Raw genomic sequence first — 25,503 nt, 5'->3', positions numbered from 1 at the left:
CCGGATGCTCAGCTCATCGACTTCAGGGGCACGCGCAGCGCGACCCTCCAGCCTCCTGCGTTCGTCGGCCCCGCCTCGAAGGCGCCTCCCAGCAGTTCCGCGCGCTGCTTGAGGCCGATCAACCCGTGCTTCGCGCTCGGCAGCGGCACCACCGGCCGTTTCGGCGCCGTGTTGACCACCTCGGCCAGTACGTCGCCGTCGTCCTGGGTGAGCTGGACGCGGACCGCGGCGCCGGGGGCGTGCTTGCGGGCGTTCGTCAGCGCTTCCTGCACGGTCCGGTAGATCGCCCGCTGCACCGGCGGGGTGAGCTCCGGCAGCGGCCCCTGCTCCAGCTCCGCCCCCATGCCGGTATTGCCGACCAGTTCGCCCAGCTGGTCGAGCGTGGGCTGCGGGGCGAGGCCGTTGCCCGCGCCCCCGCCGGCGCGCAGCACGCTCACCATGTACCGCAACTCATCCAGCGTGCGCGCCGCCAGCGTCCGGATCGTGTCGGCGGCGTCCTTCACGGTCGCGTCCTCGGTGCTGACCTGCAGTGCTCCGGCCCGCACCGCGATCAGGCTCACCTGGTGCGACACGACGTCGTGCATCTCCCGGGCCAGGTGGGCGCGCTCCTGCGACAGCACCTTCTGCGTCGCCAGCGCCTGCTCGTGCTCGCGGACCTCGTCGATCTCCTCCAGGCGCCGTGACAGCTCCTGCTTGGTCTGCAGCAGCTGCCCCAGGAACACCGCCGCGCCCGCGGGAGCCAGCGAGTACACGCCCCACACCGGCCACGCCGATTCGGCCAGGATGTCGCCGCCGCCCCACCACGGGGCGATCGTCAGTCCCGCGTACACCAGGGCGCATGCGCTCAGCAGCCACCGGTTCCGCGTCGAGCATGCGACCGTGAACAGCGCGATCAGCGACGCGGCCGACTGGCCCATGAGCAGCGGCATCGGCAGTGTGGCGATGAAGACCGCCAGCGGGAACCGGCGGCGCACCGCCAGCGCGAGCACCCCGGCAGCGAGGACGGCGTCGTCCCACCAGTTCCCGGGAATGCGGTTGAACCACAGGTCGGCTCCGGCCACGGCGATGAGGGCGGCGTCGAGGAGGACGGCGGGCCAGCGTGAGCCCGAGTGCCACCAGGCCGTCAGGCGGGCCGGGGCCGAGGTCACCGCTGCCCGCCTTCGTCGAGCAGGCCCGCGCGTTCGGCCAGGAGCGCGGCCTGGACCCGGTTGGCGACCTGGAGTTTGGCGAGGATCGCCGAGACGTGGTCTTTGACGGTGCCGACGCCGAGGTAGAGGCGGGCAGCGATGTCCGCATTGGACAGTCCGTCGGCGAGGTGCACGAGGACGGCCCGCTCCCGGTCGGTCAAGCTGTCGACGAGGCCGGTGTCGGCGGGCCGGCTGCGGGCCGCCGCGAGGTAGCCGTCGACGACGGTGGAGGTGACCTTGGGGGAGAGCACCACGCCGCGGGCGGCGAGGGTGCGCACCTGCAGGGCCAGGTGATCGGGGGCGGTGTCCTTGAGCAGGAACCCCGCCGCGCCCCGGTGGAGGGCGGCGGCCACGTACTCGTCGTTGTCGAAGGTGGTGAGCATGGCGACCACGGGCGGCGAAGGCTTCGCGAGCATGCGGTCGAGCACGGTCAGACCGTCCACATCAGGCATGCGGATGTCGAGCAGCACGATGTCGGGGTGCAGGCGTTCGGCCTCGCCCACCGCACGGGCGCCGGTGACGGCGCCGACGACCTCGATGTCCGGTGCGGCGCTGAGGATGAGCTCGATGCCGCTGCGGATCAGCGCCTCGTCGTCGACGATCAGTACCCGGATCACGGCAGCTCCTCGCTTGTCGGTTCCACGGATCGATTCGTAGCACGGCCGGACCTCGCCGCGCTTCCATCGCGGCCGTTCCGCGGCGATTTCCGCCGGTCGGCGGGGGTCCTCCGGTCTGTCGGCGGGCGAGGAGGCCCCGTCAGGAGGGAGCGGTTCCCGCCGTCTGCGGCGGCGCGGCGGCCCTTCGCCGGATGGGAAGCGCGCCCGCACGGCCGCAAGCTGAGTCCATGACTGACACCGACACCGTGCAGAGCGAGCGGACGCTGCGGCTGGTCCGCACCGACCGCGAGACCCCGCCTGAACCGAAACCGCAGCGAAGCGGCGCACTCGGCCGTGTGCTCGGGCTCGACCTGGCCCGCGCGCTGGCGATCTTCGGCATGTTCTACGCGCATGTGGGACCGATGCAGGAGTTCACGAATCCCGTGGTCGACACGGTCATGCAGATCCCGCACGGCCGTTCGTCGGCCCTGTTCGCGATCCTGGCCGGCCTGTCGCTGGTCCTGCTCGCGGGCGGCCGCCGACCGCGGCCCGCGCTCGAACGCCGGCAGCGGATCGTGAAGATCGCCATCCGGGCGGTCCTGCTGATCGCCCTCGGCACGGCGCTGGCCCTCTGGTTGCACACCGACATCGTCATTCTGGCGTTCTACGGCCTGTTCTTCCTCCTCGCGCTGCCGTTCGTGCGGTGCGGGGTCAAGACGCTGGCGGTCCTCTCGGCCGCGTTCGCACTCGTCGGCTCCGTGGTCTTCTACTGGATCTCCATGGCGCAGCCGGCCTTCGTGACCGCGCTCAACGCGCACGACCCGGTCACCCGCATGGGCGCCGACGGCCTCGGCCGACTGCTGTTCACCGGCCTCTACCCGGCCGTCCCCTGGATGGCCTACCTCTTCGCGGGCATGGCGATCGCCAAGCTCGACCTCGCCGCCAAGGCGGTGCGCATCGGCATGGCCTCGGTCGGCGCCGGACTGGCGCTGGTCGGCTACGGGCTCTCCTGGGTGCTGCAGCAGGTCCTGTTCGCCGGAGGCGGCATGGGCGGCGGCTCCATGAGCGGCGGTCCCGGCTCCTCCGGTTCGGGCTCGGCGTCGTCTTCGACGGGCTCGTCCGGCACGTGGTCGGACTCGATGAGCGGGTTCGATCCGTGGTCCCCGGACATGCTGCAGTTCCTGCTCTCGGCCTCGCCGCACTCGGGCACCGCGTTCGAGCTGCTGGGCAACATCGGCATAGCGATGCTGGTCATCGTCGGATCGGTCGCGCTGCTGGACCGCTCGGCGCTGGCCCGCAAGCTCCTGACGCCGATCACGGCGGCCGGCGCGATGTCCCTGACCTTGTACGTCGCCCACCTGTGGGCACTCAACCACGTCCCGTCGAACAGCGACGGCGGCGCGGTCACCGCGGCACTGGCGGTGTGGGGCTGGTTCTGCCTGGCGGGCGTCGCGTTCGCCTTCGTGTGGTCCCGGTTCTTCAAGCGCGGACCGCTCGAATACCTCATGCACTGGGCGACCAGCCCCGCCAAGCTGATCCGCTGACCGGACACGGCACGCAAGGAGGGCCGCCGGGCCGGGGCCACCGCCCCGGCCCGGTGGCCCCCCACCATTTCGCAGGGAGTACCGACATGACCGAGGCAACCGCTCACGCCGTCACGCTCGCGCGTGCGGACGACACCGACCTCCCGGCCTTCCGGAAGGAGCTGCAGCGGGCGTTCACCGAAGCGGCCGCCGCGTACGGCATCGGCGGCGAGGAGGTCCCGATCCCTCCCGATGAGGACGTCCGGGCCTCATGCCGCGCGCCCGGAGCCGCCGTGCACCACGTGCTGCTCGAGGGGGCGAGGATCGGCGGCGCGGTGGTGAGGATCGACGACCGGACGCACCGCAACTCGCTGGATTTCTTCTACATCGCCCCCGAGCACCACGGCCGCGGCATCGGCCTCGCGGCGTGGAAGGCGATCGAAGCGGCGTACCCGCAGACCGAGGTGTGGGAGACCGGGACGCCCTCGTTCGAGCAGCGCAACATCCACTTCTACGTCAACAAGTGCGGGTTCCGCATCGTCGAGTTCTTCAATGCGCACCATCCCGACCCCCACGACCCGCACGGCGGGGAAGCGGACGACGACCACGGCGAGGGCCCGGAGGGGTTCTTCAGGTTCGAGAAGGCCATGCGGCCCTGAGACGGTGGTCGGCCGGGCCCGTGCGGCCGCCCCCGCCGATCGGGGCCCCGGTTCCCGCCGATCGGCGAGTCTGAAACCGCGACCTGCCGGGTGGTTCGCGCCGTCCCTTCGCCACAGAGTGGAGACATGACACATTCGCAACCGCCGCAAGAGAAAGCGGCCCCGCAGGAGCACGCACCGCCCTCGCTTCGAACTCCGGGCGAACCCGATGATCCCGCCCTGACCGCTCCCCCTTCGAAGGGCGACGCGTCGATGGGACGCCTGGTCGGGGTGGACCTGGCCCGCGCGCTGGCCGTGTTCGGCATGTACATCGTGCACGTCGGGCCGATGCTCTCGACCACGAGCGGGGTGGGCAGCTGGGTCCGCTACATGGCCGACGGCCACTCGTCGGTCCTGTTCGCCACCCTCGCGGGTTTCTCGCTGATGCTCATCGCCGGGCGCAAGGAGCCCAAGACCGGCCTCGCCGGACGAAAAGCGAAGGCGCGCATCGCGATCCGCGCCGTCGTCCTGCTCGCCTTCGGCACCCTGCTGGCGAAGCTCTACGGCGACGTCATCATCATCGGCTTCTACGGGGTCTACTTCCTCGTCGCCATGATGTTCCTCAAGCTGAGCGCGAAGACGCTGGCGATCACCGCTGCGGCGCTCGCGGTGGCCGGGCCGCAGCTGGCGTTCCTCATGCGCCCGCTGCTGAGCGACTCATTCCAGCAGGCCGTCGACGCGTACGACCCGCTGGAGAAGCTCAGCGGCGTCGGCGTGATCGACCTGCTGTTCACCGGCTTCTACCCGACGGTCCCCTGGATCGCGTTCGTGGTGGCCGGCATGGCCCTGGGACGTGTCGACCTCTCCGCCCCCGCCAACCAGCGCCGCCTCGCCGCCCTCGGCGCCGGGCTCACGGCGGTGGCGTACGGCCTCTCGCTGCTGCTGGCCGGCAAGGGCGCGCTGCGGAGCATGGCCGAGGACGGGTCGTCCTCAGGCTCGTGGTCGGGTTCGGGCTCGGGGTCCTGGTCTGGCTCCTCGAAGCCGCCGATGGACAGCGGGTCGTTCGAGTACCAGCCGTCGGTTCGCGAGCTGTTCGTCGCCGGCCCGCACAGCGGCACCACGTTCGACATCGTCGGCAGCGTCGGCATCGCGATCCTGGTGATCGTGGGCGCGACCTTCCTGATGGACCGCCTGCCGCGCCTGCGCCGCCTGATGACGCCGATCGTCGCGGTGGGCACGATGTCCCTGACGGCCTACGTCGGCCACTTCGCCGTCATGTCCTGGCTCTCCCTGCCCGGCGGCGGTGTCCGCGGTTCCTGGGTCCCGGTGCTCACGCTCATCCTCGGAGCGATCGTGTTCGCCGCCATATGGTCCCGCTTCTTCAAACGCGGGCCGCTCGAGTACCTGCTCAACCTCGCCACCAGGCCGGTGAAGCACCTCAAGTGACGTAGGAGGTCGCACGACCACCGTCCGAAACCGAGGCGGGCGCCGAACCTGTGCGGTTCGGCGCCCGTTGCCGCTTCCCCGCCTGTGCACGGCGACGCGCCCGAAAAACCGGCACACGGGCGCACCCGCGGTACATCATCGAGGTCCGCCCGGGTACCCGGTGCGCCGACAGGAGGTGCCGCGGCATGACTGAAGCCGAGACGTTCGACGCGGTGGTCGTCGGGGCGGGGCCGAACGGGCTGGTCGCCGCGAACCTGCTCGCGGAGGCGGGCTGGGAGGTGCTCGTCCTGGAGGCCGCCCCCGACCCGGGCGGCGCCGTGCGCACCACCGAGATCGCCCCCGGGTTCCGCGCGGACCGGTGCAGCGCGTTCTACCCGCTCGCCGGGGTCTCCCCCGTCATGCGCGGACTCGACCTCGAACGGCACGGGCTGCGCTGGCGGCGCGCCCCGGACGTGCTCGCCCACGTGATGCGGGACGGCCGCGCGGCCGTCCTCTCGCAGGACCTCGACCGCACGGCCCGTTCGCTCGACGCGTTCGCCCCCGGTGACGGGGACGCGTGGCGGGCCGAGTTCGATCGCTGGCGCCGGGTCCGCGAGCCCTTGATCGACGCGATGCTGCGCCCGTTCCCGCCCGTCCGCGCGGGCTCCCGCCTGTTGCGGGAGCTCGGCGCCGGCGGCGCGCTCCGCTTCGCCCGCGACCTGATGCTGCCCGCCCGCAGGTTCGGAGAGGAGCGCTTCAGCGGCGAAGGGGCCCGGCTCCTCGTCGCAGGCAACGCCATGCACAGCGGCCTCGGCCCGGACCAGGCCGGCAGCGGCCTGTTCGGGTGGCTGCTCTCAATGGTCGGCCAGGACGTCGGCTTCCCGGTGCCCGAAGGCGGCGCGGGCAGCCTCACGGCGGCCCTGGTCGCCCGGCTCGCCTCGCTCGGCGGCCGCATCGACTGCAATCGGCCGGCCGCGAAGATCCTGCACGCCAGGGGTGTCGCCGTCGGCGTCCGTGACGGCGAAGGCGGCCTCATCCGGGCCCGGCGGGCCGTGCTCGCCGATGTCACCGCCCCGCACCTGTACCTCGACCTCGTGGGCGGCGAGCACCTCCCGGCGCGGCTCTCGGCCGACCTCAAGGCGTTCGAATGGGACCCCGCGACGGTCAAGGTCGACTGGGCGCTGGACGGGCCCGTGCCGTGGACCGCCGAGGCGGCCTCGCGCGCCGGCACCGTCCACCTCGGCGCGGACCTCGGCGGGCTCTCCTCGATGAGCGCCGACCTCGCCTCGGGCCGCGATCCGCGCGAGCCGTTCCTGCTCATGGGCCAGATGACGACCACCGACCCGACGCGCTCCCCGGCCGGGACCGAGACCCTGTGGGCGTACACCCGGCTGCCCCGCGGGGGCGACTGGAGCGCCGACCGCGTGCGCCGGGCCGTCGACCGCATCGAAGCGGCCGTCGAACAGCATGCGCCCGGATTCGGCGACCGGGTCACCGCGCGCCTGGTCAGCGGGCCGCGGGAGCTGGAAGGTCTCGACCGCAACCTCGTCGAAGGCGCCATCAACGGCGGCGCCGCGGCCGTTCACCAGCAGCTCTTCTTCCGGCCCGTGCCCGGTCTCGCCCGGGCCGACACGGTTCTGGACCGGCTCTTCCTCGCCAGTGCCTCCGCCCATCCCGGCGGGGCGGTCCACGGCGCGGCGGGCGCGAACGCCGCCCGCGCGGCGCTGGCCCGCAACGGCCTGGCGGGCGGGGGCTACCGCGCCGCCGTCGCGGGCGCGCACCGCCTGCTCTACCGCGAGGATTGACCGGTCGCGCCCGTGACCGGTGTTTCACGGCCTGCTGCGGCGGGTACCTGCTGAAGCGCGCGGCCGCGACCTCCGCGCCGGATGAAGGCGGTGCACCATGGGGCGGAAGACGGATGTCGACGCGATGCGGCGGGGTGTGACCGCCCGCGTCTCGGCCCCGCCGGAGGCCGTCTACGCGGTGCTCGCGGACGGGTGGAACTACGCGTCCTGGGTGGTGGGGGCCTCCAACATCCGCCACGCCGACGAGCAATGGCCCGCGAAGGGCTCCCGCATCCGGCACAGCATCGGGCCTTGGCCGCTGGTCATCAAGGACTCTACGATCGTCGCCGCCGCCGACCCGCCGCGTCTGCTCGTACTGGAGGCCCGCATGTGGCCGTTCGGGAAGGCCCGCGTGCGCTTCGACATCGCCGCGGACGGCGAGGGCGCCAAGATCAGGATGACCGAACTCGTCGTCAAGGGGCCGGTCGCGGCACTCCCCGACCCGGTCCAGGCCAAGCTGCTCGGGCCGCGCAACCGGGAGACCCTGCGGCGGCTGGCGCGACTGGCCGAGGCCAAGGGCCGGTCCTAGGACGCCCCTCGCCGACGGTCAACACCCCTGGCCGATGCACGGCAGCCCGCGGTATTCACGGGCTGGTCATGGTTGGTGAGGGTTCAGACGGTCGGCGACGAAAAGGTGGGAGCGGGGTCGGGGTGGGGTGGCGGGCTCGGGTCCGGTTGAGTCGGGGTTCGAGCCGGCAGCGACGAAAAGGTGGGAGCGAGGTCGGGGTGGGGTGGCGGGCTCGGGTCCGGTTGGGTTGGGGTTCGAGCCGGCAGCGACGAAAAGGTAGGGGCGGGGTGGGGTCGCGTGGCGGGACTCGGGTGGGATTCGCGGGCGGGCGGCGACACTCCCGAGCGCGGGGAGCGGGGGACCGCTTCCCGTTGCGGCGCTGCGGTTCCAAGGCGGAACATGAAGATCTTGTACGCCTGTGGGTGATGACGGTCGGGGGCTGTTCGAGGGATACTTGAGGTACGTACAGGGACAGGAAATTTGTACAGGTGTCGCTGGTGTAAGCAGACTAAGCCAAGCCTCTGGCCGAACCGACAAACCGACTTGTTTCGAGGCGACGACCCCGCAAGCCAGGGGTGGCCCTCCGCTACTGGAGGCGACCGATCTCATCCCCGTGCCATCGCCCGCAGCTGTCCGCGCCCCCGAAGGGCCGTGACTGGGTGGACGATCCTGGTCCGGATCACCCTCACCAGAAGGAAACACCTCACACGGAGGCGTCTTCAACCCCAGCCAGACCCGCCAGCGTGACCGGCACTCCAGGCCGAGCAATGAGGACTCGGACCCGGCACAGTACCGGCACCACGTCCATGGCGACCAGCACCACCAAAGCACCACCCTCGCCCGAACGCGCCCTAGTGCGCGGACGAGCACCACCACCGCCCGAACGCGCCACCGTGCGCGGGCGAGCCGGATCCTGTCCGGGCGCGATAGCGCGCGGGCAACGCCCGGCCGCCAGGACCAAGGTCCCGGGCAAGAGGCACACACCAGGAGGCGACACCACCACCCGCCGCCCACCAGGGCTCCACCAGGGCTCTACCAGGGCAGGACGGCCCGACCATTCCCACAGTCGAGGAAAGCAGCAGCAGCCTCCCCGGTGGCAACGGCGCGACCAGGTCAAGGCCCTCGTGTCGAAGCGAAGCGAAGCGACGCGAAGCGACGCGACCGACACCGATCGACCACAGCAGCAGCACGAGAGGAGGTGACACGACATGACGAACACGATCCTGCCCATGAACCAGCACAGCGACCCCCACCGCGACTACGACAGCGAACCGGCCTCCAAGACCACCAGCCACACCCCACCGGTCATCGCCACCCCTCGCCACAGCACCAGGCGGCCATCGCGATGCCCCGCGACGACAACGCCACCCGCGATCACCGCCACCGCCCCCTCCGCCGCGCCGCTCCAGCCGCAACAGCAACCGCCACAACGGTCCAGGCCCTCGACGAGGACCCCACCACGACCGCAACAACGGCACCACACCCGACCCCGCCACCGCGCTCACCATCGCTGCTCGCTTTGACCGCCACCGGCAACCAGACCCGGCGACAGCATCACGCCCAGGCCCCGCCACTCCGTCGCCGTTCGCCGTTCGCTGCTCGCTTTGACCGCCACCAACAACCAGACCCGGCAACGGCATCGGGCCCCGACCAGACCTCCGCCGCGCCGTCGCTGCTCGCTTTGACCGCCACCGGCAACCAGACCCGACAGCGGCATCGGGCCCCGACCAGACCCCCGCCGCGCCGTCGCTGCTCGCTTTAACCGCCACCAACAACCAGACCCGACACCCGCATCACGCCCAGGCCCCCGCCACTCCGTCGCCGATCGCCGTTCGCCTTGACCGCCACTGGCAACCAGACCCTGCAGCGGCAACACGCACTTGACAGATCCCCCCGATTCTGTTGCCGAGCGCCTTGACCCCCAACAAAACCAGGCCCGACAGCGACATCACACGCCATCCGATCTCCGTCGTTCCGTCGCTGTTCGTTCCGACCACCACCATCAGCCAGCACCGCGGCAGCCGCACGCCCCGAACCGACCCACGCGACACCGCAGTGAACCGGCCAACGGACCGACAGCGGCCGGTCGGGTTCTGAACTTCCCTAGAAGCGGCGCGCAATGAGCTGCGGCGCAATGGCATCGGTGAGCGGCGCCCCGCGCCGTTGGCGCGGGGCGCCGTTCCTCACGCTGACACGACGAAGGTCGTCACGCTCTCGGGCGGGAGCGACGCGGTGAAGGTGTCCCCTCGGCCCGAGATGCGGGGCTGCTCCTCCATGTCGCGGGTCGCGTCGGTGAGCCACGGCCGCACCCGGCGGACCCGGCGGCCCTTCACGGTGAACGCCTGGCTCGCCTCAGCGGCAGTCGTGTTCACGGCCACCACGGTGACCGCCCCGTCGTCGCCGGTGTACGCCGAGGTGAGGACGCCGGGCTGCGGCTCCTTGTGGGCCTCGACGCGCACGTGGCCGGGGCGCACGAACTTCGCGTAGTGCGCCAGCATCCGGCCGCGTTTGCTGATCGTGCCGTCCTCGAGGAGGGGCCCGTAGAAGCGGCGGAGGTACCACCAGACGTACGCCTGGAACCCGGCGTCGACCATCGCATGGTGGACGTGCTCGGCGACCTTGAGCGCCTCGGGCCACAGGTTCGCCGAGCTCGAGCTGTTGGGGTGGTACACCTCCGTCATCCACAGCTCCTTGCCCTCGCCCTCCTCCTCGAAGAGCGGGTACGGGAAGTCCTCGACCGCCGTGCCGTAGAGGTGCGCGCCGAGGATGTCCACGTTCGCGAGCGCCGCGTCGTCCTCGAGGATCGGGTCGGAGACCGACTTCACGTACTGGAAGGACTCCGGGGCGATGACGCGGCAGTCGATCCGCCCGGCGAAGTCGCGGAGGAAGCGGTTCATCTCCTCGGTGGTCCACCAGGTCCAGTCGTGCGCGTAGTCGGGCTCGTTCTGGACCGAGATGCCGTACAGGTCGACGCCGTTGTCGCTCATGTGGTGCACGAAGTCGTTCAGGTGGTCCGCGTAGGCGCCGTAGGCGTCGTGGCGCAGGCGGCGGGCCTCGGCGGGCGGGGTGTACGGGGCGGCCATGAGGTAGTCGAGGTCCGGACCGCCCTCGCCGGTGGCGATGACCTTCACGGGCCACTGGCCGGGGGTCATCGCGGCCTGGATCGACTTCCACTTCCATTCGCCCGCCTCGGTGCGCGGGAAGAGCACGCCCGCGGCGGCGAGGGCGCCGCCGACGTGGACGTCGACGCGCACGTCGGCGGGGGCCGAGTACCGGAACGCCAGGTTCTTGGTGCCCAATGATCCGATGTAGACGGTGGTGAACTCGACGCTCGCGTCCGAGGCGCCGTCGAAGTGCGCGTACCCCGAGCCTTGGTAGCCGGGGGTGTCCGTCGCGATGTGCGCGTTCACGAGCGCGGCGGTCTCGGCCTCGTACTGGCTGCCGCTCGGGGCCTCGTCGACCCGCTCGAACATCTCGGCGAGGGCCTCCGGCGGGTTCCACGGCGAGGCGAAGACGAGCGCGCCCTTGGCGGCCGCCGCCTGCGCGGTGGCGAGGTCGACGGACCAGTTCGCGCGGTCCTCGGGCACGGGGATGCGCAGGATCGTGAAGCCGAGGTCGTCGGTGCCGTTGTCGAAGACGGTGTCGCACTGCGACGGGGTGAGCTCGCCGATCCAGCTCGCATGCGTCATGCCGCCGAACCCGCGGATGACCTGGCGGCACCGCCGCGGCTCGACGAGGACGGACTGCGGCCGGGTGACGGGGCCCGCCTGTGCGGGCGCTCCGGCGAGCCCGAGCGAGAGCGGTACGGCTGCGGCGCCGCCGGCGAGGACCGCGCGGCGCTTGAGGGGGGTGTCGGATGGCGGCTTCGCCATGGGTTTCTCACTTTCCTAAGGGGGAGAGGTGTGCGCGGGGACCGCGAAGGAGCGGGTGCTCGGAGACGGTGGGCCGACGGTGAGAGAGCGACCGGCCCACCGCGGGTTCAGGATCCGCTCTTCGCGCGCTCGAGCGCGACGTTGACGGTGTCGATGAGCTGCCCGGCCCCGAGGCCTTCGGTCTCGGTGACGTACGCGTCCCAGTCGTCGTCGACCGATCGCTGGCCCGTGATGAACGCGGCCGTCGCCGCCTGGACGGCGTCGGTCAGCTGGGTCTGGAGGAGCGAGGTCTGCTCGAGCTCGATCTCGTCCAGCTGGGGCGCGGGCGCGACCTCCAGCTGCTCGTTGGCGGCGAGCTGCTGCTCGGTCCAGTCCGCGATCTCGTCCGTCATCATCGAGAAGACGAGGTCCTTCGAGGAGCCGTTCGCGAGGAGGAAGACGCCGTTGCTGTAGCCGAAGTCGGCGTTCAAGAGCTGCGGTGCTCCGGCGTTGATCGAGCTCCACGAGATGTCCTCGTTCAGGACGCGGGTGCCGTCGGCCCCGCGCGTGAACGTCTCGCCCTCGACGCCCCACTGGGCGAACTCCAGGCCCTCGTCGGAGTAGTACAGCCAGTCGACGAACTGCAGGAGCGCCTTGAAGTAGGGCTGCTCGGACGCCTTGGTGCTGATCAGGAGGCCCGAGGTGAAGCGGCCGGCGGGCAGGTTCGAGCCGTTGGGGCCGCTGGGGAGCGAGATCAGGCGGATCGGGACGTCGCCCTTGTCGGCGTCGGCGAACTTGGTGCGGTACTCCACCAGCGACTGGGTGTTGCCGGAGATCGCCGCCGACTTGCCCGAGATGAACTTCTGGGTCGCCTGGTCGTCGCTCTGGGTGATCTCGGGGTCGAGGGTGCCGTCCGCGATGAGCCCGGCGGCGTAGGAAACGACCGCTTTGTACTCGTCGGTGGTCCCGTTGAACACGTACTTCCCGGCGCCCTCGTCGTAGAAGGTGTTCGAGTAGCCCCACCCGGCCACCGAGCCGTAGTTCGGGGCGATCACGCTGAGCAGCGAGCCGAGGGTCGTGGCGTCGGTCCAGCGGTCCGACATGGCGTAGTCGATCTCGGGGTTCGCCGCCTGCACCTGCTGGAGCTGCTCCCGGAACTCGTCCCAGGTGGCGGGGTCCTCGGTGAGGCCGGCCTTCTCCCACAGGTCCTCGCGGATCACCACCGAGTACTGCACGTCGGGCGCCTCCCGCAGGCCGGGGAGGTGGTAGATCCTGCCGTCGGCCTGGCGCTTGTTGTCGAGGTCCGCCTGGAGGCCCCAGTCCGCGATCTTCTGCTGGAAGTGCGGCATGTAGTGGAAGTAGCTGGAGACGGGGAGGATGGTGCCGCCCGTGATGAACTGGGTCTCGGTGCCGCCGTAGGTGACCGAGACGATGTCGGTGGCCTCGCCGCTGCCGATGAGCAGGGACTTCTTCTGGTCGAAGTCGGCCATCGGGATGTCGGTGCGCTTGAAGGTGACGTTGTGGTCCTCCTGGAGGTGCCGGAAGACCGACCAGTCGTCCTGCACCGGGTAGTTCGTGTGGTCGCGGTACATGAGGGAGAACTCGACCGGCTCGGTCGCCTTGAAGGTGGAGCCGACGCCGTAGTCCTCCATGGCGCCGACGGACTGCGCCTTGTCGATGGTGGCCTTCGCGTCGCCGGTCGGCCCGTCGTCCGGGTCGCCGGAGCATCCGGCCAGAGCGACTTCGCACGCGGCGATGCCGGCGAGCCCCACGAGGGCTCTGCGGGTGATGGACATGGTTTCTCCTGTTCGGAACGTCGTTGTTTCGACGCGGATGGAATGCAGTTGTGAGGGGTCTCGTCAGCCCTTGACCGACCCGAGCATCACGCCCGAGACGAAATAGCGCTGGACGAACGGATAGAGGCAGATGATCGGCAGGACGGTGAGCAGCATCGTCACCGCTTGGATGTTGGAGGCGACCTGGACGGCCTCGCCGCCGTCGCCGATCTCCTGCGTCCCTGTGGCCGCGGCGATGAGATTGCGCAGGTAAACGGTTACAGGGAAGAGCGACTTGTCGTCCATGTAGAGGAACGCGGCGAACCACGAGTTCCAGAGGCCGACCGCGTAGAACAGGGTCATGGTCGCGATGACCGCCTTGGACAGCGGCAGGACGATGCGGAAGAAGACGCCGTAGGTCGTGAGCCCGTCGATCGCCGCGGCCTCTTCGAGCTCGGCCGGGAAGTTCTCGAAGAACGCCTTCATTACCAGCAGGTTGAAGACGCTCAGCGCGCCCGGCACGACGACCGCCCACATGCTGTTGCGCCAGCCGAGGGTGTTGGCGACGAGGATGTAGTTCGGGATGAGGCCGCCGCCGAAGAACATCGTGAACACGGCGATGCCGACGAAGAAACCGCGGCCCTTCAAGTGCGGCTTGCTGAGCGCGTAGGCGTAGGTCGAGGTGATCGCCATGGCGATCACGGTGCCGACGACCGTGTAGAGCAACGTGTTGGCGTAGTTCGTCCAGAAGAGGTCGTCGCTGAGGACGACCCGGAACGTCTCGAGGTTGAACCCGCGGGGGATGAGGTTCACCTCGCCGGCCGCGATGTAGCCCTCCGACGAGAACGCCTTCGCGACGAGGTTCGCGAACGGGTACAGGGTCACCACGCACACCAGCACGAGCACGATCGCGTTGGCGACGCGGAAGACGCGGTAGCCGAGCGACTCCCGGATCACCCCCGTCTCCTTGCGGACGTGCGCAATGTCGGGCTTCGGGGGCAGGGTTTCGGTCACCATAGCGAGGTTCCAACCATTCGACGGGAGAGGCCGTTCGCGAACAGCACCAGCACCAGGCCGATGACGGCCTCGAAGAGGCCGATCGCCGTGCCGTACGAGAACTGGGCGGACTGGATGCCGACGCGGTAGAGGTAGGTCGCGATGACGTCGCCCGTCGAGTAGACGAGCGGGTTCTGCAGCAGCAGCACCTTCTCGAAGCCCACGGCCATGAAGGAGCCGATGTTCAAGATGAGGAGCACCATCATCGTCGGGCGGATGCCCGGCAGCGTGATGTGCCAGGTCTGCCTCCAGCGGTTGGCGCCGTCGACCCGCGCCGCCTCGTAGAGCTGGTCGTCGATCGTGGTGAGCGCGGCGAGGTACAGGATGGTGCCCCAGCCGACGGTCTGCCAGACCTCCGACGACACGTAGATCGTGCGGAACCACTCCGGCCGCTGCATGAACGGCACGGGATCGGCGCCCATGGCCTCGACGACCTGGTTGACCGTGCCGTTGAGCGCCGTCAGCTGCAGCACGAGCCCCGCGACGATCACGATCGACATGAAGTGCGGCAGGTACGAGATGGTCTGCACGAGCCGCTTGAACCGGCGCGAGCGCAGCTCGTTGAGCATGAGCGCGAGGATGATCGGGAGCGGGAAGGTGACCAGGAGCGTGAGGCCGCCGAGGGCCACGGTGTTCCCGAAGACCGTCCAGAACTGCTGGTTCGTGACGAAGGCTTCGAAGTAGTAGAAGCCGACCCACTCGTCGCCGAAGATCGAGCCGCCGGGGCGGAACCGCCGGAAGGCGATGACGTTCCCGAGCATCGGGATGTACTTGAACACCAGCAGGAACACGAGCGGGACCACCAGGAACGTGTACAGCCGCCAGTCGCGGGCGATGGCGCGGCGCCACGTCTGCTTCGCGCGCGGTCTCGGGGACTGGTGGAACAGGCGCCGCCCGGCCCGCATGGCCGGGACCGCCCGCGTCCCGCTCCCGGGCCGCGGGTGCGCGTCAACGGATTGCGTCATACGGAACTCCACATCGTCGTGGTCTCGGAGCTCACCGGTTACGGGGCGAGGACGGTGGCGCCGACCTGCGCCTGGAGGCTGAGCTCGGCGGCCTTCAGCGCGTGCGCCTGGGTCATGGCGGTCTCGGTGCGGTCGATGCAGTCGCGGATGAGCCGGCCGAAGTACGGGAAGCCGGTCAGGCCGTTCGCGTTGAACCGGTACTGCCCCTTCTGGTTGACCAGGAGGACCTGCCCGCCGCCGTTGTCGGTGCCGATGTCGATGTACTTGCGCAGCTCGATGTAGCCGTCCGTGCCGAGCAGGAGCGTGCGGCCGTCGCCGAAGACGCCCAGGCCTTCGGGGGTGAACCAGTCGACGCGCACGTACCCGGTGGTGCCGTTGTCGAGCACGACGTGGGCGTCGCCGAAGTCCTGCAGGCCGGGGGTGTCCGGGTGGGCGTAGTTCGCCACGGTCGAGGTCGAGACGCGCCCGTCCGCCGCGCCCGTGTAGTAGAGCATCTGCTCGAAGTTGTGGCTGCCGATGTCGCAGAGGATGCCGCCGTACTGCGCGGGGTCGTAGAACCAGTCCGGGCGGCCCCCGCCGATGCGGTGCGGGCCGAAGCACACGACCTGGAGGACCTTGCCGATCGCGTCGCGCTCGATGAGCTGGCCGGCGAGGATCGCGGCCTCGGCGTGGATCCGCTCGCCGTAGTAGACCGCGTATTTGCGGCCGGTGCGGGCGGTCGCCTCGCGGACGGCTTCGAGCTGCGCGAGCGTGGTCATCGGCGCTTTGTCGACGAACGCGTCCTTGCCGGCTTCGATGGCGCGCAGGCCGATCGGGGCCCGCTCGGAGGGGATCGCGGCCGACGCGACGAGGCGCACGTCGGGGTCGTCGAGCACCTCCTGCTCCGAGGAGGCGATGCGCGCGGTCGGGTACCGCTCGGCGAACGCGGCGGCCCGGCCGGGGTCGTCGTCGTACACCCAGGTGACGGTCGCGCCGGCGCCGGTGAGGCCGTCGGTCATGCCGTAGATGTGGGCGTGGTCGAGGCCGACCGCCGCGAACGCGAACTCGCCGGGTTCGACGACGGGCTGCGGGAGGGGGTCGAAGACGTAGGGGTGGCTCACTGCAGGTTCTCCTTGTCATCGGTGACGTCGTAGGTGCGCAGGCGGCCGCACATGCCGAATCCGCGTTCGCCTGCGGAGGGGACCGCCTGCTGCACGCGGGCCTCGCCGAGGTGGGCGATGTCGCCGCGGGCGACCGCCTCGGTCAGGGCGAGCGAGTGTTCGGCCTGCGCGAGGGGGCGTTCGCGGACGAGCCGGCCCCAGGCGGCGGCGCGGTCGCGGACGAGCGCGCCCGCCGCCGCGTGGAACTCCTCGAGCGGTCCGCGGTCCCCGGCGAGGAGCGCGTCGCGCAGGGTCTCGAATCCGGCCACGGCGAGGTCGCGGCGCTGCGCCGCGCGCTCGGCCCGGCCGTAGGAGTCGCCGAGCGAGGCGGCCGCCGCGTACGCGGCCGGATCGGCGACGGTGGCGGCGGGGAAGGTCATGACCGCGTCGCCGGCTTCGGGCAGGCCCGCGTTGCTCATGAGCACGACGACGTTGAGCCCGCCGCGGTTCACGGCGCGGTGGATCGTGCCGGGCGTGAACCAGACGACCGATCCCGCTTCGAGCGCGGTCTCGCGGAAGCCCTCGCCGTCGATCGTCTGGAGCGCGCCGCGGCCTCCGGTGACGACGTACGCCTCGGTCGAGACGAGGTGCATGTGGGGGCTGCCGCCGCAGACGCCGTCGGGGGCGGCGCCGTCGTAGACGTCGAGGTTCGAGAGCGAGGTCCCGCCGGGGAAGGAGGAGGCGCTCATGAGCTCGCCGCCTCGGCGAGCGAGCGCTGCTTCTCGTAGAAGTGCGGGGCGTGCTCCACGAGCCGGCCGGCCCGGTAGTAGGGGTCGTCGGCCTGCAGCGGCAGGGCGACGAACTCCCGCTCGATGCCGGCCTTGTAGATCGCGGTGACGACCTCGATGGCCGCGCGTCCGTCCTTGCCGTCCGCGATGGGTGCGCGCCCGTCGCGGATCGCGCCGAGGAGGTCGCCGATCTGGCCTTCGTGCCCGTGGTGGCGCAGCGGCTCGCGTGCCGCGACGACCGCTTCGATGGCCGCGACCAGTTCGGGGTCGCCGCCCGGCGCGGGGAACCCGCCGTCGCCGGAGCGCTCGGCGATGACCTTCCACGGCTGGGAGACCCGGGCCCGCTCGCCCTGGACGACGATCGCCTGCTCCTCGCCGTGGTGCACCACCGAGCTGGTGAGCTGGGCCAGGCCCCGCTCGAACCGGAGCACCGCGACCGAGAGGTCCTCGACCTCGCTGTTGTCGTGCTGCGCGTTCGCGAGCATCGCCGTGATCTCGGTGGGGCTCCCGAGCAGCCACAGCAGGAGGTCGATGTGGTGGATCGCGTGGTTGAGGGTGCAGCCGCCGCCCTCCTTCTCCCAGGTGCCGCGCCACCACAGGTCGTAGTACGGCAGGCCGCGCCACCAGGCCGAGTCGACCCGCACGTGCGAGACGGAGCCGAGGAGCCCGGAGTCGAGCACGGTCTTGAGGGTGGCGAGGTCGTCGCGGAAGCGGTTCTGCGCCACCACCGAGAGCAGCTTGCCCGAGCGCTCCTGGGCCGCGAGCATCGCGTCGCATTCCTCGAGGGAGGGCGCCATCGGCTTCTCGACCAGTACGTTCACGCCCGCGTCGAGTGCGGCGACCGAGAGCGCGGCGTGGGTGGACGGCGGGGTCGCGATGCTCACCAGGTCGAGGCGGGCCTCCGCGATCATCCGCAGGGGGTCGTCGTACCCGACCGCGTTCGGCAGCCCGGACGACGCGGCCTTCTCGGCGGCCTTGCCCGGCACCACATCGGCGAGCGCGACGATCTCGCACTCCTGGGGGAACGCGAGGTACCCGCCGATATGCGCGCCGGCGATCCCGCCGGTCCCGATGACTCCGACTCTGAGCATGCTTCCTCGCAAGTTCTACTACGTATTACTAAGACGTAGTAGGTAGTATGAGCACGCCACACCCGCCAGGTCAAGGCTTCCGCGCGGGATTCTCGAGGGGGAGGACGCAGACATGGGGAAACGGCCGACCAGCCACGACGTCGCACGGCTCGCGGGGGTCTCGCAGTCGACCGTCTCGTTCGTGTTCACCGGGCGCAACGGCATCTCGACCGCCACCCGGGAGAAGGTGCTGCGCGCGGCCGGAGAGCTCAACTACCGCCCCAACCTCGCCGCGCGCACCATGCGCACGCAGCGGACCGGGCGGCTCGCGATCGTCATCCCCGTGCCGGGGCTGAACCCGCTCGGCGCCCTCCTCGAAGGCGCCGTGGCGACCGCGCGGGAGGCCGGCTACACGGTCGAAGTCGTCAACCTCGCGCGCGAGGCCGACGAGCACGCGCAGGAGGTGGACGCGCTCATCAACTCGTTCGAGTACGAGGGCGTCCTCTCGTTCTCCCCGCTGCCGACGCCGCGGCTCTCCTCCGGGGAGTCGGCCCCGGCGTTCCTCGCGCTCACCGAGTTCGACGAGGAACTGCACGCCACGGGCGCGTTCAGCGACGCGCGCCCGGTCGTGGAGATGATGGAGCAGCTCGCAAGCCTCGGGCACCGGCGGTTCCTGCACATCGCGGGTCCCGTCGACTACCCCGCGGCCGTCGCGCGCCGCGACGCCTACCTCGCGACGGTCGACCGGCTCGGGCTCGAGTCCGTCGGCGTCGTGGGCGGCAACTGGAGCGGCGTCCACGCCGGGGAGTGCGTCCGCGCGCTGCCGGACGACGTCCCCCCGCTCGCGATCATCGCCGCGAACGACGTCCTCGCGGCCGGGGCCCTCCGGGCCTCACTCCAGCGCGGATGGTCCGTGCCCGGAGACGTGAGCGTGACGGGCTGGGACGACATGCCCCTGAGCATCCACTTCATCCCCTCGCTCACCACCGTGTTCCAGGACCGGCAGCGGCTCGGCGCCTACTCGATGCGCCGCCTCATCGCCGCGATCCGCGGCGACGACGCCCCCGCACCGGAGGTCGACCTGCAGACGGTCGTATGGCGCGAGTCGGTCGCGCCGCCCCGCGAGCGCTGATCCGCGGACCAACCGCCTTCCCCGATCGGCGGCTCACGTGGACTCCATATGGGACAGCTTCTCGGGGTTGCGGACGTGGCAGGAGCCGGTGACGAGGCCGTGCTCGACCCGCACCGTGATCCCGCCGTCGACGCGGACGAGGAGCCCGGGCCCGCCGTTTCACCTGCACCTGCTCGACTGGCCGCTCCGCGTCGCGGCGCCACCGGCGCGGCATCCGGGCCCGGGAGTGCTCCCGGGCCCGGCTGGCATTCCCCGCAACCCATGAGAGTACGACCATAATTTTATCTTCGCCGAATCATTGCCCCAGGCGTCGCACGCGACTTATGGTAGGACGATCGTAATCCAATAGACCAAGGAGCGGGAACATGACAACGAACAAGCCAGTGGCGCTCGTGACGGGCGCTTCCTCAGGCATCGGCAGGGACGCCGCACTGGCGCTCACCCGCGCGGGATTCCGGGTCGCCGGCACCAGCCGGAAGGCCTCCGGCCTCACCGAACGCGACGGGTTCACGCTCCTCGCCCTCGACGTGGCCGACGACGACTCGGTGACCGCAGCGGTCGAGCAGGTCGTCGAGCACTTCGGCAGGATCGACGTCCTGGTCAACAACGCCGGCGTCGGCACCACGGGCGCCGCGGAGGAACGCTCGATCGCCGAGGACCAGGCCGTGTTCGACATCAACGTCTTCGGCGTCATGCGCATGACCAAGGCCGTGCTGCCGCACATGCGGGCCAGAGGCAGCGGCCGCATCATCAACGTCTCGTCCGCGCTCGGCTTCGCGCCCGCGCCCTACCAGGCGATCTATGCCGCGTCGAAGCACGCCGTCGAGGGCTACACCGAGTCCCTGGACCACGAGATCCGCCAGTTCGGCATCCGCGCGCTGCTCATCGAGCCCGCGCTCACCAGCACCGCGTTCGAGGCGAACACCCTCAAGCCGGCGACTTCGCTGCCGGTCTACGTCGACCAGCGAACGGCCCACGACGAGCTGCTCGCTGCGGGGCTCTCGAACGGCGACGACCCGTCGATCGTGGCGGCCGCGATCGTCGCCGCGGCCACGGACGCCAAGCCGAAGCTGCGCTACACCGCCGGCCCCATGGCCCGGCGCATGAGCAGGCTGCGCCGCTTCGCCCCAGCCAGCGCGTTCGACCAGGGCATCCGCAAGTTCAACGGCCTGCCCGCCTAGTTTCCGCCGCAACAGTACGCAGCCACCGGGAGTGGTCCCAGTGGCTGTCTGCGTCTGCGCGGAGCGTCAGTTCGGCATCCGGTTGAAGCGGCGGATGACGCGGTCGAAGGCCCGGGCGGGGGCGACGCGGTGCACGGCGCTGATGCGCGCGGCCGTCGAGCCGGCGGTGCGCCGCAGCTTCGGGTTGCGGTCGGCGGCCGCCGCGACGATCACCTCAGCGACGACGGCGGGGTCGTCGCCGCTCTTGGCGTTCTTCGCCAGCACTTCCTCGTAGTTGGCCCGGCCCGCCGTGTAGAGCGGGAGCGGGGTGTCGGCCTGCACGCTGTGGTCCCCGAACGGGGTGTTGATCGGGCCGGGCTCGACGAGCAGGACCCGGACGCCGTACTCGCGGACCTCATGGTCGAGCGATTGCGAGTAGCCCTCGACCGCGTGCTTGGTGGCGACGTACAGGGACATGAAAGGGCTGGGCACGAAGCCGCTGAGCGAGGAGACGTTGATGATCCGTCCGCTCCGCTGCGCGCGCATCTGCGGCAGGACCGCGTTGGTCATGCGCATGACCCCGAAGACATTGATGTCGAAGACGTCCTGCGACTGGGCGGCGGAGAACTCTTCAGCGGCGCCGGAGGTGCCGACGCCGGCGTTGTTGACCAGGACGTCGACGCGCCCGAATCGGTCGATGACCTGCTTGACCGCGACGGCGACCGATTCGTCGGCGGTTACGTCGAGGTCGAGGTACTCGACGCCGGCGCGTCGGCGAATGCGACCGCCGTCGCCTTGCCGATACCTGAGGACGCGCCTGTCACGAGCGCGACCTGCTGATTCGCCGTCATCATGAACCTCCGAAATTTATATTACGTTCGTACTACCATATGACTTCGGCGACTACCGGGCAAGGATTTCCCGAAATTTAAATTATGGTCGTACTCTCTAAGGGGTACGACGGCAACCGTCAGCGGGCACGGTGAAGGGGATGCGATGCGGTACGGCAAGGAGCACAAGCAGGCGACGCGGCAGCGGATCATCGAGGCCGCCGGACGCCGACTCAAGACCGACGGCATCGACGGATCGGGTGTCGCCACCCTGATGACCGACGCGGGCCTGACCAACGGCGCGTTCTACGCCCATTTCGAGTCGAAGGACGACCTGGTCGCCACGGCCGTGTCCCACGAACTGCAGGCGCAGCGCGAGAGCCTCGGCGAGCTGCCGCCCGGCCGCGCCGGCGTCGAGCACCTCGTCCGCGAGTACCTCTCGGTGGGGCACCGCGACAATCCCGGGCTCGGCTGCCCGTCCGCCGCCCTGCTGGACGAGATCGGCCGCTGCACCGACGCCACCAAGGAGGCCTACACCGAGGGCCTGGTGGCCTTCATCGAGGACTTCGCCGCCCGCCTGGCGCCGCACGACCCGCGGTCGGCCCGCGCGAGGGTGCTCAGCATCTACGCCGGGATGATCGGAACGCTGCAGCTCTCCCGCGCGCTGGCCGACCGGAAGCTCGCCGACGAGGTCCTTGAGGAAGGGCTCCGAAACGCCCTCACCCTCATGAGCGGCGCAGACGAAGGCGCCGCCGAATCCGATTGAGGGTCGACGGTCACCTCAGCACTTTGTACCGCAGGTGGACGGCCCGTTCGGAGTCGACGGTCTCGATGCGCTCCAAGGCGATCGGGCCGCCCAGATGGGCGAAGAGCGGGGTGCCGTCGCCGAGGATCACCGGGGCCACGTGCAGGTGCAGCTCGTCGATCACGCCCGCGTTCAGTCCCTGCTGGATGATGCTCGCGCCGCCCATCACGTGCACCTTCCGCGCCCCGGCCGCGGCCTTCGCCTGCGCGACGGCCGCTTCGACCCCTTCGGTGACGAACGTGAACGTGGTGTCCCCCTTCGCGACAGGGGCTTCGGCGCGGTGGGTCACGACGAAGACCGGCATCCCGTAGAAGCCGGTCTCGCCCCAGCCGCCCGTGTCCTCGTAGACCTTCCGACTGGTCACGACCGCGCCCGCCGGGTCGAAGAGGTTCCAGGCCATGGCCTTGGCGGAGTCGTCGGCCCAGATCCAGTCGTGCAGGACCTCGCCGCCCCTGCCGAGCCCCGGGTGGGCGTTGATGTCGGGCCCGGTGACGAAGCCGTCGATCGACATCGAGATGTTCGCCTGTACTGGTGCCATGGGTGCCTGCTTCCGGATCGTGTGGAGGCTCTTCCCGTGGAGACGAGGTTCGGCGCCCGGATTCATCGCGGGCGCCGAACTCCCCCGGTCTAGTCGAGCGCGCCCAGGAGCTGGGCGCTGAACGGGTTGGTCTGCTCGCCCTTGGCGATACGGGCGGGCCAGTCGGGGTCGGCGATGAGGCTGCGGCCGACGGCGATCATGTCGAACTCGTCGTTCTCCATGCGGTCCAGGAGCTTCTCGATGCCGGTGGTGCCGGGCTGGAAAGCCATGCCCTCAGGGCCCATGAACTCCTTGTCGAGGCCGACCGAGCCGACGGAGATGACGGGCCTGCCGGTGAGCTGCTTGGTCCAGCCGGCCAGGTTGAGGTCGCTGCCGTCGAACTCGGGCAGCCAGTAGCGGCGGGTGGAGGCGTGGAAGGCGTCCACGCCGGCTTCGGCCAGCGGCGCGAGGAGCTGTTCGAGCTCGCCGGGGGTCTGGGCGAGGCGGGCGTCGTAGGCGCCGCCCTTCCACTGGGAGAACCGGAAGTTCACCGGGAACTGCGGCGAGACCGCGGCGCGGACGGCCGCGACGACCTCGGCGGCGAAGCGGGTGCGCGAGGCCAGGTCGCCGCCGTAGGCGTCGGTGCGGCGGTTGGTGCCCTCCCACAGGAACTCGTCGATGAGGTAGCCGTGGGCGCCGTGGATCTCGACGCCGTCGAAGCCGAGCCGCTCGGCGGCGGCGGCGCTCTCGGCGAAGGCCGCGACCACCGCGTCGATGTCGTCCTGGGTCATCGCCCGGCCCTTCGGCGATCCGTCGACGCCCAGGCCCGAGGGGCTGAGCACGTCGGCGTCCGGCACCGGGCCGGTGCCGGGGTCGCGCGTGGCGCCGACGTGCCACAGCTGCGGAACGATCGTGCCGCCCGCGTCGTGGACGGCCTCGGCGACCCGCTGCCAGCCCGCGAGCTGCTCCTCACCGTGGAAGCGCGGGACGTTGTCGCTCGCCCAGGTCGACTCGTGACCGACGTAGGTGCCCTCGGTGACGATGAGGCCGACGCCGCCCGCGGCCCGGCGGGCGTAGTACGCCGCGACGTCGGCGGTCGGCACGCCTCCGGGCGAGAACTCCCTGGTCATCGGTGCCATGACGACGCGGTTGCGCAGTTCGAGGCCGTTGATGGCGTAGGGGCGGGCGAGCAGTTGCGCGGCTCGTTCCGCGGTGGCGGTGCGGCTGTCGTTCACGGGTGATCTCCTTGTGTACGTTGTATCCCTGGAATACAACGTACACTGAAGATACGCCGTCCACCACTGCTACGGTGTGAGTCGGAACGAGGAGGCGAGCGCATGGCGGAGAAGGCGACCGAGGACGGGCCGGTCACGCTCTGGGAGCGGCTCGAGCGCCCCGCCCGCACGCCCCGGCAGCGCCTCAGCGGCGCCCGCATCGCCGCCAAGGCGGTCGCGATCGCCGACGAGAAGGGCCTGTGCGCCGTCACCATGCGCACGCTCGCGGCCGAGCTCGACGCCGCGCCGATGGCCGCCTACCGGTTCGTCGACGGCAAGGACGACCTGTTCGCGCTCATGGTCAACGAGGTCTACGCCGAACTCGACGTCCCCTCCGGCCCCTGGCGGGAGGTCCTGCGCGAGTACGCCGTGCAGACCCGCGACATGATGCACCGCCACCGCTGGCTCGCCGAGCTCCCGCCGCACGTGACGATGACCCCCACCCCCAACCGGCTCGCGGCGATCGACCGGGCGCTGGCCTCCCTCGACGGGCTCGGCCTCGGCACCGAGGCGATGATGACGGCGACCCGCACGGTCGCGGCCTTCGTGCACGGCACGGTCGGCGACGAGGTCGCCCTGGCCGATCTGCAGCAGGTCAGCCGGGCGAGCAGCCGCGAAGAGGTCCGCGAGGCGCTGGGCCCGCAGCTGCAGTGGATGCTCGCGACCGGCCGGTTCCCCGTGTACGAGCGGTACCTCTACGAGTCGGGCTGCGCCGAGGAGCCGCGGGCGCACTTCGACGCCGGGCTCGAGCTGGTTCTGGACGGCATCGCCGCCCGCATCGCGCGCGCAACCGGACCCGTCGACTCCTAGAGCCGTTGCCGCCCAACGGTTTATGTGAGACGGGCCTCGACGAGCGCGCCGATGCCGCTCGCGAAGAGTTCGGCCGCGGCGACGCCGGCCTCGTCGTCGCGGGTCGTGAGCCAGGCGTCGGTGAGCCCTTCGATCCCGGCGATGATCACGACCGCCAGCGACTCCAGTTCGGCCTCGGGGAGGTCGAGCTTCCAGCGCTGCAACTGGCCCTTGACGAGGTCGACGTACTGGCGTCGTTCCCACCGGCTGAGTTCGAGCAGTTCGGGGTCGGTGCGGGCGGCCACGGTGAGCTCGGCGAGCACGAGGTAGGGGCCGGGTGCGGTCCGCACCCGGGCGAGCTGGGTCTGTACCGCCTTCGCCAGGCCCCCGGTGAAGGTGTCGGTGCCGGGGTCGAGCTGCCATGCCGCCGCGAGTGCGGTCTCGCATTCGCGTTCGAGCAGGTCGCGCAGGAGTGCGCTCTTGGAGTCGAAGCAGTAGTGGAACATGCCCTGCGGCACCCCGGCGGCCTCGGTGATCGCCCTGGTGGTGGTGGCGGCGACCCCGCGTTCGCTCATGACCTCGACCGCCGCGTCCAGGAGCTGCTGCCGCCGCTCGTTGAGGCTGCGGCGCGCGGTGCCGGGTTCAGTGCTCATGCGCCCATGCTAGCAGTGTTGAGCGAATGACTTGGTCG

22 protein-coding genes and 1 pseudogene are annotated in these 25,503 nt (G+C 70.7%); 9 read left to right on the top strand and 14 right to left on the bottom strand.

Annotated elements, in window-relative coordinates:
- Positions 1 to 8 precede the first annotated feature (8 nt).
- Positions 9 to 1,148: a sensor histidine kinase gene (locus QWI33_RS20425; RefSeq protein WP_289959000.1), complete on the bottom strand. Its 1,140-nt coding sequence runs from the start codon at positions 1,146 to 1,148 to the stop codon at positions 9 to 11.
- Complete coding sequence (locus QWI33_RS20420; protein WP_289958999.1) at positions 1,145 to 1,804, bottom strand: response regulator; 660 nt, start codon at positions 1,802 to 1,804, stop codon at positions 1,145 to 1,147. The genes QWI33_RS20425 and QWI33_RS20420 overlap by 4 nt, the downstream gene beginning before the upstream one ends.
- A gap of 227 nt (positions 1,805 to 2,031) precedes the next feature.
- Here QWI33_RS20420 and QWI33_RS20415 point away from each other — a divergent pair, with 227 nt between their 5' ends.
- The 5 genes from QWI33_RS20415 (at position 2,032) to QWI33_RS20395 (ending at position 7,742) form a co-directional block, all read left to right on the top strand.
- Positions 2,032 to 3,327, top strand: a complete 1,296-nt coding sequence (locus tag QWI33_RS20415) for a heparan-alpha-glucosaminide N-acetyltransferase domain-containing protein (protein WP_289958998.1) — start codon at positions 2,032 to 2,034, stop codon at positions 3,325 to 3,327.
- Positions 3,328 to 3,413: 86 nt separating this feature from the next.
- A complete protein-coding gene (locus tag QWI33_RS20410) occupies positions 3,414 to 3,965 on the top strand; it encodes a GNAT family N-acetyltransferase (RefSeq protein ID WP_289958997.1) in 552 nt (183 codons plus the stop codon).
- Between the two features lie 126 nt (positions 3,966 to 4,091).
- On the top strand, positions 4,092 to 5,390 hold the full coding sequence (locus tag QWI33_RS20405) for a DUF418 domain-containing protein (protein ID WP_353895529.1): 1,299 nt from the start codon (positions 4,092 to 4,094) through the stop codon (positions 5,388 to 5,390).
- Between the two features lie 185 nt (positions 5,391 to 5,575).
- The gene (locus QWI33_RS20400; protein WP_289958995.1) at positions 5,576 to 7,174 is read left to right on the top strand and encodes a phytoene desaturase family protein; all 1,599 of its coding nucleotides are present in this window, start codon (positions 5,576 to 5,578) and stop codon (positions 7,172 to 7,174) included.
- 97 nt (positions 7,175 to 7,271) lie between these two features.
- A complete protein-coding gene (locus tag QWI33_RS20395; RefSeq protein WP_289958994.1) occupies positions 7,272 to 7,742 on the top strand; it encodes an SRPBCC family protein in 471 nt (156 codons plus the stop codon).
- A 1,237-nt stretch (positions 7,743 to 8,979) separates the two neighbouring features.
- Here the strand turns inward: QWI33_RS20395 and QWI33_RS20390 are convergent.
- From QWI33_RS20390 to QWI33_RS20355, 8 genes are all read right to left on the bottom strand, one after another.
- Positions 8,980 to 9,105, bottom strand: coding sequence for a hypothetical protein (locus QWI33_RS20390; protein WP_289958993.1), 126 nt, complete (start codon positions 9,103 to 9,105; stop codon positions 8,980 to 8,982).
- Positions 9,106 to 9,904: 799 nt separating this feature from the next.
- A complete protein-coding gene (locus tag QWI33_RS20385) occupies positions 9,905 to 11,593 on the bottom strand; it encodes a glycoside hydrolase family 30 beta sandwich domain-containing protein (RefSeq protein WP_289958992.1) in 1,689 nt (562 codons plus the stop codon).
- A gap of 107 nt (positions 11,594 to 11,700) precedes the next feature.
- Entirely contained in the window at positions 11,701 to 13,368 is a 1,668-nt protein-coding gene (locus QWI33_RS20380; RefSeq protein WP_289958991.1) for an ABC transporter substrate-binding protein, read from the bottom strand.
- Between the two features lie 63 nt (positions 13,369 to 13,431).
- Positions 13,432 to 14,364, bottom strand: coding sequence for a carbohydrate ABC transporter permease (locus QWI33_RS20375; RefSeq protein WP_289958990.1), 933 nt, complete (start codon positions 14,362 to 14,364; stop codon positions 13,432 to 13,434).
- Positions 14,358 to 15,368 carry an ABC transporter permease gene (locus QWI33_RS20370; RefSeq protein ID WP_289958989.1) on the bottom strand — a complete coding sequence of 337 codons (1,011 nt, stop codon included), beginning with the start codon at positions 15,366 to 15,368 and terminating at the stop codon, positions 14,358 to 14,360. Before QWI33_RS20370 ends, QWI33_RS20375 begins: the two co-directional genes overlap by 7 nt.
- Positions 15,369 to 15,406: 38 nt before the next feature.
- Positions 15,407 to 16,468, bottom strand: coding sequence for a Gfo/Idh/MocA family protein (locus tag QWI33_RS20365; protein ID WP_289958988.1), 1,062 nt, complete (start codon positions 16,466 to 16,468; stop codon positions 15,407 to 15,409).
- Positions 16,465 to 17,196 carry a cupin domain-containing protein gene (locus QWI33_RS20360; RefSeq protein ID WP_289958987.1) on the bottom strand — a complete coding sequence of 244 codons (732 nt, stop codon included), beginning with the start codon at positions 17,194 to 17,196 and terminating at the stop codon, positions 16,465 to 16,467. Before QWI33_RS20360 ends, QWI33_RS20365 begins: the two co-directional genes overlap by 4 nt.
- Positions 17,193 to 18,326: a Gfo/Idh/MocA family protein gene (locus QWI33_RS20355; RefSeq protein ID WP_289958986.1), complete on the bottom strand. Its 1,134-nt coding sequence runs from the start codon at positions 18,324 to 18,326 to the stop codon at positions 17,193 to 17,195. Before QWI33_RS20355 ends, QWI33_RS20360 begins: the two co-directional genes overlap by 4 nt.
- 112 nt (positions 18,327 to 18,438) lie before the next feature.
- Here QWI33_RS20355 and QWI33_RS20350 point away from each other — a divergent pair, with 112 nt between their 5' ends.
- Both QWI33_RS20350 and QWI33_RS20345 read left to right on the top strand, forming a co-directional pair.
- Positions 18,439 to 19,437, top strand: coding sequence for a LacI family DNA-binding transcriptional regulator (locus QWI33_RS20350; protein WP_289958985.1), 999 nt, complete (start codon positions 18,439 to 18,441; stop codon positions 19,435 to 19,437).
- Between the two features lie 365 nt (positions 19,438 to 19,802).
- The gene (locus tag QWI33_RS20345) at positions 19,803 to 20,618 is read left to right on the top strand and encodes an oxidoreductase (RefSeq protein WP_289958984.1); all 816 of its coding nucleotides are present in this window, start codon (positions 19,803 to 19,805) and stop codon (positions 20,616 to 20,618) included.
- Positions 20,619 to 20,684: 66 nt separating this feature from the next.
- Here the strand turns inward: QWI33_RS20345 and QWI33_RS20340 are convergent.
- Positions 20,685 to 21,451 (bottom strand): annotated as a pseudogene (locus QWI33_RS20340) (oxidoreductase).
- Positions 21,452 to 21,593: 142 nt separating this feature from the next.
- Between QWI33_RS20340 and QWI33_RS20335 the strand changes: the two are divergent.
- Positions 21,594 to 22,193, top strand: coding sequence for a TetR/AcrR family transcriptional regulator (locus QWI33_RS20335; protein WP_289958983.1), 600 nt, complete (start codon positions 21,594 to 21,596; stop codon positions 22,191 to 22,193).
- 10 nt (positions 22,194 to 22,203) lie between these two features.
- On the opposite strand, the gene QWI33_RS20330 is transcribed toward QWI33_RS20335, so the two are convergent.
- Positions 22,204 to 22,770 (bottom strand): dihydrofolate reductase family protein, encoded by a 567-nt coding sequence (locus QWI33_RS20330; RefSeq protein ID WP_289958982.1) that lies wholly within the window; start codon positions 22,768 to 22,770, stop codon positions 22,204 to 22,206.
- A gap of 89 nt (positions 22,771 to 22,859) precedes the next feature.
- Positions 22,860 to 23,984 carry an NADH:flavin oxidoreductase gene (locus tag QWI33_RS20325; protein ID WP_289958981.1) on the bottom strand — a complete coding sequence of 375 codons (1,125 nt, stop codon included), beginning with the start codon at positions 23,982 to 23,984 and terminating at the stop codon, positions 22,860 to 22,862.
- A 102-nt stretch (positions 23,985 to 24,086) separates the two neighbouring features.
- Here QWI33_RS20325 and QWI33_RS20320 point away from each other — a divergent pair, with 102 nt between their 5' ends.
- Positions 24,087 to 24,833, top strand: a complete 747-nt coding sequence (locus QWI33_RS20320; protein ID WP_289958980.1) for a TetR/AcrR family transcriptional regulator — start codon at positions 24,087 to 24,089, stop codon at positions 24,831 to 24,833.
- A gap of 20 nt (positions 24,834 to 24,853) precedes the next feature.
- Here QWI33_RS20320 and QWI33_RS20315 read toward each other — a convergent pair whose 3' ends face one another.
- The gene (locus QWI33_RS20315) at positions 24,854 to 25,465 is read right to left on the bottom strand and encodes a TetR/AcrR family transcriptional regulator (protein ID WP_289958979.1); all 612 of its coding nucleotides are present in this window, start codon (positions 25,463 to 25,465) and stop codon (positions 24,854 to 24,856) included.
- Positions 25,466 to 25,503: the final 38 nt, after the last annotated feature.

This window comes from Glycomyces tritici, from assembly GCF_030403505.1.
The sequence above is the reverse complement of the archived record's forward strand: the minus strand, read 5'-3'. Positions and strand labels throughout refer to the sequence as shown.